This window comes from Nostoc sp., from assembly GCF_036916735.1.
Taxonomy (GTDB): domain Bacteria; phylum Cyanobacteriota; class Cyanobacteriia; order Cyanobacteriales; family Nostocaceae; genus Nostoc.
In genome coordinates this window covers 1-7,673 of sequence record NZ_JBALFV010000080.1, presented here as the reverse complement: position 1 = coordinate 7,673, position 7,673 = coordinate 1, and the positions used below count along the sequence as shown (strand labels likewise).

Genomic DNA, 7,673 nt, shown 5'->3' with positions numbered 1-7,673 from the left:
TGAGCTTCGTCGATGAACCTTTGAGCTTCGTCGATGAACCTTTGAGCTTCGTCGATGAACCTTTGAGCTTCGTCGATGAACCTTTGAGCTTCGTCAACGAGTTATTAATAGATGATCGCTAAGGTAGGCGATCGCGCTTTATAAAGGATTAGGTGTGGTGTCCGAGGCTTGCTACCCCGTGCTGGATGCAGTAGTTGAATCGATTGCCGATGAATATGCCCGATTACAGGAGCGTATCAAAGACTGGAAAACATTAGTAAATATACCACGCGGTAGGGGCGCAAGGCTTTGCGCCCCTACGACAGATGTGGAACAAAAACATGAATTCTGCTGTAAAATTCTTTTCCCTCTGCCTCCCCTGCTTTTTTAACTCCCCCTCTTCTCTTGCCGTTCTTTGAGTTTCAGGATAATTTCTGCGTGCATCTCGCGGGTAATTGGGTAAAAATACGTTAAAACTAAGCCACAAATCAAACAAACTGTAGGTATAGGCCCAACAGCAATGCGAATAGCAAACAGTGCTGATTCTGGTTGGCTAGGTAGTGGACTTCCGGCTACAGATTCTTTAAAACCCGATACTTGCAAAGCATTTCCCACCAAAAATAGCCCTAAAGCCAAACCAAATTTTTGCAGCAAAACCATGAACCCATAAAAAATGCCTTCTCTGCGTTGTCCAGTTTGGAGTTCATCTAATTCAATCACATCTGGAATCATTGACCAGGGAATTAGATAAGCTGTGGATACACCAATACCAGCCATGACAGCCATCACATACATCAAAACTATTTGACCGGGTTGTAAGAAAAATAGTCCGACAGCTGCTATAATCCACAAACTCATTCCCAGAAAATAAACAACTTTTTTTCCGATTTTTTTACTCAGCGCCCCCCAGACAAATAGCATCAATAAAGCAGTTCCTTGGACTGCAATTAGTACTGGGGGCACATCTGATTCTTTTATACCCATATAATTGACTACAAAATAGGGAATAATGCTGGCTGTAATCTGCACACCTAGCCAAGAAAAAAGATATATACCAATAACAAATAAAAAGGGTCGGTTACTAAAGACAATTTTTAGCTGTTCAAAGAAGGGAAGAGATGCAGGTTCTTCAGTTTGGATGCGTTTGGCCTCAAAAGCCAAGATGCGATCGCGGACTCCAAAAACGCACCAATATAATCCTAAAATCGAAATTACCGTACAAATTGCTGCTAAAACAAGATATCGTTGTTGGCGATCGGCAATCTGCGAAAAAACAATTCCCGTTATAATCAATGACAGAATGCTGCCACCAATGGAAAATGTAAAGCGAAAGCTGTTAAGGCTGGTGCGTTCGTCGTAATCTTGAGTTAATTCTGGAGTCATCGCCGTATAAGGCAAATTCACAACCGTGTAAAAGGACTGAGATAGCACCCCAATAGCTACGTAATACCAGAACAGCTGCCAAATATTATTACTCTGATTTGCACTAAATTGCGGTACAATCCACTGTAAGAAGAAGAAAACTCCAAAAGGGATTGCTCCATAAAACATCCAGGGAAGACGACGGCCCCAGCGACGAGATTTCGTTTTATCAGTCAGGAACCCCACAAGCGGATCGTTTATGCCATCCCAGATTTTGCCAATCATTAAAATAGTGCCAGCTAAACCCGCAGGGATACCAGCGACACTGGTAAAGAAAATCAGCAGATAAAAGACAGAGATATTTGCAGTAATTGCCGGGCCTAAATCTCCTGCACCGTAAGCCAGCTTTGTTTTTAAGTCGAGTTTTTCATTGAGAATATCTCGTTGGGCATCGCTATCAGCAGAATCGTTCATAATAACTTGCACTCATACTAAAATAAAAAGTTTGCGTAGGTGTAACCCGCACTTCGGTAAGCTCAATGACCAGAAAGAAAAAGGTACAAGCCCATAAATAAATTTAGGGGCTTGGTAAATTTTTGACTTTTGACTTTTGACTTTTGACTTCCCCGAAGGGGTTGACCATCGTAGACATCGCCTTCAATACTAGCTATCTACCACTCCCGTTAGACTTATGCCAGACCTTTATGTTTCTTGGTCAGATTATCACCAAAAAATCGAACAACTAGCTATTCAGATTTATCAATCAGGCTGGGAATTTAACCAGATTATCTGTCTTGCCAGAGGAGGACTACGAGTTGGAGATATTCTTTCCCGTATATACCAGCAACCACTGGCAATTTTAGCAACCTCATCTTACAGTGGCATTGGTAAGCAAGAAAGAAGTAATTTAATTTTCTCCCAGCACTTGACAATGACCACCGAAAAATTAGGTTCACGCATTCTCCTAGTGGATGATTTAGTAGATTCTGGAATCACATTGGAACAAACTATACCTTGGCTCAAGCAAAATAATGATTCTTCAATTGAGGAAATTCGCACTGCCGTACTTTGGTATAAAGCATGTTCAGTTCTAAAACCCGATTATTATGTCGATTATTTGGCTGATAACCCCTGGATTCACCAACCCTTTGAACACTACGAAAATCTAAACCCCGCAGAACTTGCTACTAAGTCAATTAAGTTTTTATAAATACTTATATTTTCTACGTACGAATTTAAATTCAGAATTCAAAATGGTTATGGAGTAGGCTTTTTCGGCTCATCCGGTTTGTTAGTACATTTTGCCAAAATTGGCACATTTTCTCATAAATATATATGGTGTTATTTACCTGACTCATTGTTAAACAAAGAATGATAAACAATATTTCGCACAAACGAAACCTTCACCGATTTGATCCTGTTGCGTATCTAGTAATTGAAAAATTTCGTCTTTCTCCTCTAACTTTCGGGTTGTTGGCAGCAATTACCGCTACTGTAGTTTATTTTTTTACTGCATGGATAAGTGATACATTATGGTCTAAGGACGAGCAAATGGGGTTGCTTGGAGACTGGATTCCCTGGCTAGTAGGACTTTTCATTAATCCAATAACATTGGGATATTACTTGTGGAGTTTTCAAGCGATCAATAAAGTAATTCAAGAGCTTGAAAAATCTGACGTATTAGAAATTGACTTTTTTCAGATTGATCAATTTGTTCTTAACCTCTATTCTCAAAAATGGCGCAAACTCTCTGCACTTGCCAGCGCTCTCTTTTTCAGCACTATTGTCTTTATAACCCGACCTAAATTAGAAGAAAGTTGGACTAGCTCTAGTCTTCTGCCAAAATTGACTGTTACGATCGCCACATTTGCAGTCGTATATATGGGTAGTATACTTGTCCTTAATTTGATTACAAATATTTGGATTTTCTATCGAATTTTAGGAAACAAGGATCTTGATATTAATCCTCTTCATCCCGATCGCTGTGGCGGTCTTCGATGTCTGAGTGATTATTCGCTTAAAACTGCGTATCTAGTTGGTGTTTTGGGTATCTTGATTGGCGTGATTGAGTATCAGGCTATTACACAAAATGTCGGAAAAGGATTCTGGTTCGTTCATCTGGTAATTCCATTGTATATTTTTACATCAATGGGATGTTTTTTTGGACCATTGCTGGCAGCAAATAGCGGGATGAAAAGAGCTAAAGAAGAGTCTCTACATAAAATTGCTCGACAATTCCGAGCAGATTATTCAGGGATTTATACTAGTCTGGCTGAAGACACAGAAGCTTTCAAGAAAAAATCTGAAAAAATTCAGCAGCTACGCACTTTATACACTTTGACTGATGAGTTGCCCGTTTGGCCCTTCGATATCAAAACTTTCCGCCGATATCTCCTAACTGTTCCTACTCCTGTTATTGGTTTCTTAACTGGTGTATTTAAAAAATTGTTGATAAATCTACTCAACCACCAGGGTATCAAACTTGGCTAGTTAAAGGCGTTATCAGGTAAATTTTTTTGTTTAAAGGTGAAATCAGTAGGATAGCTTTAGTTAAGTTTTTGATATCTCCCCAAACTTAGGACTCCACCACCCTTTGGGCGTACTGAAATAAGCCACATCTTTATGTTTGGTATCCTTACGCGATCGCGAGTCAGAACATCGCAACATTGTCTTACTCTGCCCCTCTTTGATATAACTGTACTCTTCCAGAGGTTTCTTACATACCGGGCAGGGATGTTCCGTCATTTTCACGGGAGACTTTTGTTGATTCTCAGATTGGACTGCTTTAGTTTGTGGTGGCTGCCAAGTTTTGTTAAAGTCGCTCCAAAATAGTATGACATCACAGCCTTTTGTGCATTTGAGGAAATATTTCTTTTTGACCTTACTACTCGGAATTTTGGCAAGAAAATTTTTGCATTCAGGGCATCGAGTCTTAGAAGTTTCATATTTGCGCTCACTTATCACATTAGCTTTACCTGTTGGGGAACTCGCAACTACAGTTTTAGCTTTGGAAAGTGCTGGTATAAAGTAATTCTGATTCCAACTAGTTAAATAATGCTGCCAAGAGTTTTTTCCTTCAGAAATGGCATCAAGGGCATCTTCCATTTTTGCTGTAAATTCCGCCTCTAGTAAATCAGGCAGTGCTTTGAGCAAAAACGCATCAACTTCTAACCCTAACACTGTCGGTTGCAGATGGTCTTTTTTCAACTCGACATAGTTTCGTTTTTTTAAGGTAGCAACAGTAGGAGCATAAGTACTTGGGCGACCAATTCCTTTACGTTCCATCAGTTGCACTAATTTGGGTTCGCTATAACGCGGTGGTGGCTGGGTCTGTTTCTTTTCATGTCCTGCATTCTCCAGTTTCAATGCTTGTCCCTGTTGTAATGAAGGTAAAACACTATCCTTGCTGAGATTGTTCCAGTACCGAGCATAACCGTAAAATTCAATTACTTGCCCTCTCGCCGACCACAGTAAAGAACCAGATTGAGTAATCACCAAAGTTTTACGCAATTGGGCAGTACGACACTGAGAGGCAATTGACCGTTTCCAGATCATCACATACAAATTAAACTCATCATCAGGAAGTTCAGAGCGCAATTGAACTGAAGGGCGAAATACATCCGTGGGACGAATGGCTTCATGTGCTTCTTGAGCCGATTTGCTACTGCGATGCTTGGCAACTTGCGGCGGTACATTCTGCGGATCGTTTTGCTCTAACCATTTACGGGCGCTGGCACAAAATTCTGGACTCAGCATTACTGAGTCTGTTCGCATATATGTTATTAGCCCTGCTTCATACAGCTTTTGGGCAACAACCATAGTTTTGTCAGGAGCAAACCTCAACTTTGAACCGGCTGCTTGCTGAAGGCTGGAAGTTGTAAATGGTGGCGGTGGCTGGCGGTTAACGATTTTTCCTTCAAAATGAATCACCTGATGAGAATGTCGCTGTGCTTCTTCAACTAAACGTGTAGCCTCTGCTTCGGAAAGAACACGTTTAGACTCTGGTGTTTCTGGACTATTACCTACCTTTGCATCATCATGAGTTTCAGTTTCTTGTTCTGCTGTATCTTTTGCAGAATCGACCGTACCTTTGTAAAAAGCCCGAAATCCTTCAGCATAATCTACCCAGACACTCCAGTAATCTTGGGGGACAAAAGTCAGAATTTCGTTTTCTCGCTGACAAATCAGGTGCAAAGTCGCGCTTTGGACTCTGCCAACACTCTTAGCGCCGTTATTCAATGCCCAAACTAAAGGACTACCTTTATAACCTACTAACTTATCTAGGCAATCTCGGCACAACCCAGCACCGATTAAATTTTGGTCTAGCTTTCTGGGATTAGCGATCGCACTCTGCACCGCCGATGCTGTAATCTCAGTATAAATTACTCGTTTCGGTTCCTTTAAACCCAGCGTTTCTTTGAGATGCCAAGCGATCGTTTCGCCTTCCCGGTCTGGGTCAGTTGCTAAGACAACTTCATCAACCTGCCTCACCGCAGACTTAAGCTTTTGGATTGTTTCTTTCGCTCGTTGGTCACGCGCGATGTAATTGCACCGCACATTACTGCCGTCCATGACAAAGCCCAAGGAATCATCTCCTTCATTGCTGAGTTCTCGGATATGACCACAACTTGCAAGAACTTTCCAATCCGAACCCAGAATTTGACTGAGTTTTTTAACTTTTCCGGGAGACTCCACCACAAGCAGGCGTTTGATCATAGCAACTGCATTCTTGATTCTGAGCAATAAACTGGCAATTGCTTTTGAGCGATCGCCTATTCTCGTGATATAGATTTTCTAAAATACTGTACCAAAAAGCTTGGGAAATTGCTGAACTGTGAAGTAATTTTCTTGTACCTAAACCTTTGTCACTTCTAAGTATCTAGTGTTAGTTTTTGCAATGAAACTGTCAATCATCCGGTGCAGGCGTTTATTATGCTGCATATTTTAATAACAGTACATCTGTACACGGTAAAAACAATCTTTTAATTTAGCATTTTCGACCAATTATTGCTACTCTTAAAGCAGTAAATTATGATTTATTCACAGATTTCTGTCTGAAGCCTAAACTCCATGCTATGCTTATTGAATTTAGTATCGGTAACTACAGATCGTTTAAAGAGCAAGTCACTTTTAGTATGGTGGCAGCTAACCTTGTTGCAAAAGACAAAAAGCTTGATGAAAATAACGTTTTTGAAGTAGATAATGATCTAAAACTACTTAAAAGCGCCGCAATATATGGAGCAAATGCTAGTGGTAAAAGTAACCTAGCTACAGCTTTAAATTTCATGAGATGGTTTATGATTAATTCTTCTAAAGAGACTCAAAGCACGGAAAAAATTGGTGTTGAACAATTTCAACTCAGCACTGAAACCGAAGCTAAACCATCTTTTTTTGAAATAGTATTTTTAATGAATAGAAAAAGATATAGATATGGATTCGAGGCAACTCGTGACAAAGTTATCTCTGAATGGTTATTTTATGTTCCTAAATCCAAAGAAACTAAACTTTTTGAGCGTAAACTGCACAAGATTAGTGTTTCTAAAACATATAAAGCTGATGGTATTCAGCAAAAAACAAGAGATAATGCCCTCTTCTTGTCTGTATCTGCTCAATTCAATGTCGAGATTGCAAAGACAATTTTAAATTTGCTAACAAATAGAGTCGCACTTATCTCTACTTTAAATGATACAGGATATCGAGGATATACAGTTAGTTGTTTAATAGATAACAAAAATAAACATGAGATTTTTCAGTTGCTAAAAAAATTAGATTTGGGATTTAGCGATGTCAAGGTGGAAGAAAGTGAAATTACTGCTGATTCTTTGCCTAAAGAATTACCAGATGAACTAAAGAGCTTAATTTTAAAAAATGTGGAAGGAAAATTATCATCAGTTCAAACCATACACCAAAAATTTGATGGCAAAGGAAGTCCTGTATCTACATAAATTTTTAATTTAGATGAGCAAGAGTCGGAGGGTACTAAAAAAGTCTTTGCCTTGGCAGGGCCTCTTGTTGACACACTGAAAAATGGTAAAGTTCTCATAATTGATGAGTTCGATGCTAGAATTCATCCTTTAATCAGCCGTGCAATTGTGGAATTGTTTAATTCTAACGAAACAAATCCAAATAATGCTCAGTTAATATTCATGACTCACGATACCAATTTACTTAACAATAAGCTTTTTCGGAGAGATCAAATTTGGTTTACTGAAAAAAATAGATATGGGGCAACAGATTTAAGTAAGTCGTGGGTAAATTTTATAAGTATGTAACAAACAATTAAGCAGAAGAATAAGAGTTAAATCTTACACGTTGCGTCCTGTAGTTTCCCT

At 39.4% G+C, this 7,673-nt stretch carries 6 protein-coding genes; 4 read left to right on the top strand and 2 right to left on the bottom strand.

The features are described from left to right. Positions 1–366: 366 nt before the first annotated feature. On the bottom strand, positions 367–1,815 hold the full coding sequence (locus tag V7L20_RS18305; protein WP_334745450.1) for an MFS transporter: 1,449 nt from the start codon (positions 1,813–1,815) through the stop codon (positions 367–369). 217 nt (positions 1,816–2,032) lie between these two features. On the opposite strand from V7L20_RS18305, the gene V7L20_RS18300 reads away from it, so the two are divergent. After that, positions 2,033–2,551, top strand: coding sequence for a phosphoribosyltransferase (locus V7L20_RS18300; RefSeq protein WP_334745449.1), 519 nt, complete (start codon positions 2,033–2,035; stop codon positions 2,549–2,551). A gap of 161 nt (positions 2,552–2,712) precedes the next feature. Next, a complete protein-coding gene (locus V7L20_RS18295; protein WP_334745448.1) occupies positions 2,713–3,831 on the top strand; it encodes a hypothetical protein in 1,119 nt (372 codons plus the stop codon). Positions 3,832–3,891: 60 nt separating this feature from the next. Here the strand turns inward: V7L20_RS18295 and topA are convergent, their stop codons facing one another. Continuing rightward, positions 3,892–6,057: a type I DNA topoisomerase gene (gene topA, locus V7L20_RS18290; protein WP_334745447.1), complete on the bottom strand. Its 2,166-nt coding sequence runs from the start codon at positions 6,055–6,057 to the stop codon at positions 3,892–3,894. Between the two features lie 359 nt (positions 6,058–6,416). On the opposite strand from topA, the gene V7L20_RS18285 reads away from it, so the two are divergent. Beyond that, a complete protein-coding gene (locus V7L20_RS18285) occupies positions 6,417–7,286 on the top strand; it encodes an AAA family ATPase (RefSeq protein WP_334745446.1) in 870 nt (289 codons plus the stop codon). Then, on the top strand, positions 7,287–7,613 hold the full coding sequence (locus V7L20_RS18280; protein ID WP_334745451.1) for an AAA family ATPase: 327 nt from the start codon (positions 7,287–7,289) through the stop codon (positions 7,611–7,613). Positions 7,614–7,673 lie beyond the last annotated feature (60 nt).

Excerpts from the sequence above, each read along its gene's own strand:
- V7L20_RS18305 (WP_334745450.1), bottom strand. The coding sequence starts at position 1,815 with ATGAACGATTCTGCTGATAGCGATGCCCAACGAGATATTCTCAATGAA.
- V7L20_RS18300 (WP_334745449.1), top strand. The coding sequence starts at position 2,033 with ATGCCAGACCTTTATGTTTCTTGGTCAGATTATCACCAAAAAATCGAA.
- V7L20_RS18295 (WP_334745448.1), top strand. The coding sequence starts at position 2,713 with ATGATAAACAATATTTCGCACAAACGAAACCTTCACCGATTTGATCCT.
- topA (WP_334745447.1), bottom strand. The coding sequence starts at position 6,057 with ATGATCAAACGCCTGCTTGTGGTGGAGTCTCCCGGAAAAGTTAAAAAA.
- V7L20_RS18285 (WP_334745446.1), top strand. The coding sequence starts at position 6,417 with ATGCTTATTGAATTTAGTATCGGTAACTACAGATCGTTTAAAGAGCAA.